The sequence below is a fragment of the Nocardia amamiensis genome (genome assembly GCF_015477605.1).
GTDB classification, from domain to species: Bacteria; Actinomycetota; Actinomycetes; order Mycobacteriales; family Mycobacteriaceae; genus Nocardia; species Nocardia amamiensis_A.
The window spans coordinates 1-2,441 of record NZ_JADLQX010000118.1 but is presented as its reverse complement, the minus strand read 5'-3'; the positions used below and the strand labels follow the sequence as shown (position 1 = coordinate 2,441).

Annotated in this window: 2 protein-coding genes; both read right to left on the bottom strand. The window is 63.8% G+C overall.

Going from position 1 to position 2,441, the window contains the following annotated elements:
• Positions 1-96: 96 nt before the first annotated feature.
• A complete protein-coding gene (locus IU459_RS36925) occupies positions 97-387 on the bottom strand; it encodes a hypothetical protein (protein WP_195134219.1) in 291 nt (96 codons plus the stop codon).
• Entirely contained in the window at positions 380-2,233 is a 1,854-nt protein-coding gene (locus IU459_RS36920) for an ATP-grasp domain-containing protein (RefSeq protein WP_195134218.1), read from the bottom strand. Before IU459_RS36920 ends, IU459_RS36925 begins: the two co-directional genes overlap by 8 nt.
• Between the last annotated feature and the right edge of the window lie 208 nt (positions 2,234-2,441).

Sequence of the window (2,441 nt, the reverse complement as noted above, 5' to 3'; positions counted from 1 at the left end):
GGGCCACCGCGACCACGTCACGACGGAATTCTTCGGGGTAGGGCTTCGGCACGGTGACGCATCCTCTCACAGAGAAGACCGAACGGTCTCCTCAGGTCAGGAGTCAACCGACGCCGGGGCAGTCCCTCCGTCTCTCAATCTGGTGAGCACGGCCGTCTCGGGGTACAGCTTGGTCCGATGCCGGTCGACGGACAGCCGATGACACCGGCACAGCATGTCGACCAGTTCCGGAAGGGCGGCGAACTGGAGGATCAACCCGACGTCAACCACAGGGTTGCCGTATCGGTCTGTATCGCCGTTGAAGGAGCCCCATTCGTGATAGATGTGAATGGCTTCCTCGCATTCGAGGGAGGTAGCCAGAGCGGGCTCAAGGAAGAAGTCAGGCATCGCATACTCCCGCACCGAGACAGGCCAGTAGGGAATCGGAAACCGCGTAGCGGTGCGGATCTGTGACCGGCAACCGCTTCTCGAACACATGATAGCCCGGGTTCGGATTGATCTCCAGGCACCACCAGACCGCGTCATCGTCTTCGATCAGATCGATGCCCGCGAACATCAGCCCCTCCGCACGTGCCGCGCGAATGCACCACTGCGCCACCGCGTCCCGCAGCGACGACGAGTGGACCGAGAAATTCCCGAAGCGGTAGTCGAGCGCGGCCGAATCGATGGCGACAGCCGTGGACTCCGCACCGACGACATGAACTCGGACGTTGGTACCGGTGATGTGTTGTTGCGCCAGCAGTGGAACACTGTAGCGAAACTCGGTGTCGGGCTGCAACTCTCGCAATGTCGACACCTGAATCTTCGATCCGCTCAGGGCCTTGACCACCTGCTCCCCGCAGTCGTACGGCGGGCCGGAGACCGAGGAGCGCACCCAGGTATCGGGTACCCGGACCGCATGATTTGACAGCCTGCGCAGCAGCGCGACGTGTAATGGTTTGCTGTGATTCGTGCTGTAACCAAGTCCCGCTCCCACGACCGGGCCCCGGTAATCCGAGAGCAACGCGTCGACGGCTCGAAATGCCGCGTAGAGGCCGGGATCGGAGGTAGCGGGTTGGCGAAAGTAGAAGCCGCGCAACGGTTGATCGTGGCGAAGTAGCTCCGCCAGCGGCGCGGCGAGGTCGACGAGTTCCTCGGCGGGCCACCAAGCGACCAGGATTCCCAGACAGCGCGCACGTCGATACAGGTGGGCGGCTGCGGGATCGGCGGTGCTCGCGATGATATTGACCGTCGAGTCGGGAATGCGTCGGGTGCCCGGTATCCTGCGCACGGCCGTCGGATCCGTCACGGGATGCCTCGCGGTCCTGGGCACGATCGTGGTCGCGCGCCGTGGTGTCCGGGATGCGACGCGAGCCGAAAGGCTGCGTTGTCCGGTCGGGCGACTCAGCGCCGCCACCAGTGCCTGCGCGACGCGTACGCGCTGTTCCTCGGTCAGCCCGGCGACGTCGAGGTTCGGTTGCAGCGCACCATAGGTGAGCAGGTGCGGATGCGGGCAATAGAACACGGTGATCGTAACCGCGCGCAGACTCGCCGGAATGGGAAGGCTCTCGATCGCACCGGTGAGCTGGATCTGGACCCTGTCGGGTATCGCACACCGGCACTGCCAGGCGCAGATCCGCCGATCCACTACCGTGAGTTCGATACGGTATCCCACGGGAACTTCATGCAGGAGTACGCGCGCATCACGAGCGGGCTCCGGACTCTCCCACGATGCGGGCCCCCACGGGGAACTCCACGAGATGCGGTGCCGCCTGCGGGTGACCCATGCTGGCTGCGCGTCCTCGTCCGAATCCCAGCTCCACCGAGGAATGGCAAGCTGTGTCCGGCTACACCGAACCGCGGCCCATTGATGGTGGAGGGCTGGAGCAGGAGTGGTCCACTCCTGACCCCTCGGACCATTGATCACATTGGGAAAGACGTTGAGCGCGAATAGGAGATAGGCGCGCAACTCCTGCCAGGCGTAGAGCCTGTCGTCGGGGTCCACTCCGGTGAACGGGCCCAGGCTCAGGTCGTCGAGGCGATTGAGTACACCGCATATATCCCGGGAGCTGAACGTGCGATTCCGCACCGTCCAGCACACATCCGTGCCATTATCGGTCAACCGGTCATCGACCTGGAGATCCTCGACGAGGTCTCGGTCGTCAAGATGCAGGTAGTCCTGTCCCTGCCGTCCGGCGCAGGAGGCGACCGCGCCGACCACCGGATCGGATTTGTCGCCGAGCAGCAGAATCATGGCCTGACTCCCGGAATTTCATCCAGCGCGGCGATTCTGACGACGCCCGCTGGTCCGGCTTCCTCGTCGACGGGCACCACGACCTGCGTTCCGCATAATTCCGGGGTTTCGGAGCCCAAGACTGCCGGTTTCCGCGGGTCGCGGGGTCTCGGACGAGAGAAACTCTGAAATTTGCCTAGAGACGCGATTCGCTGAATTCGAGTAGCGT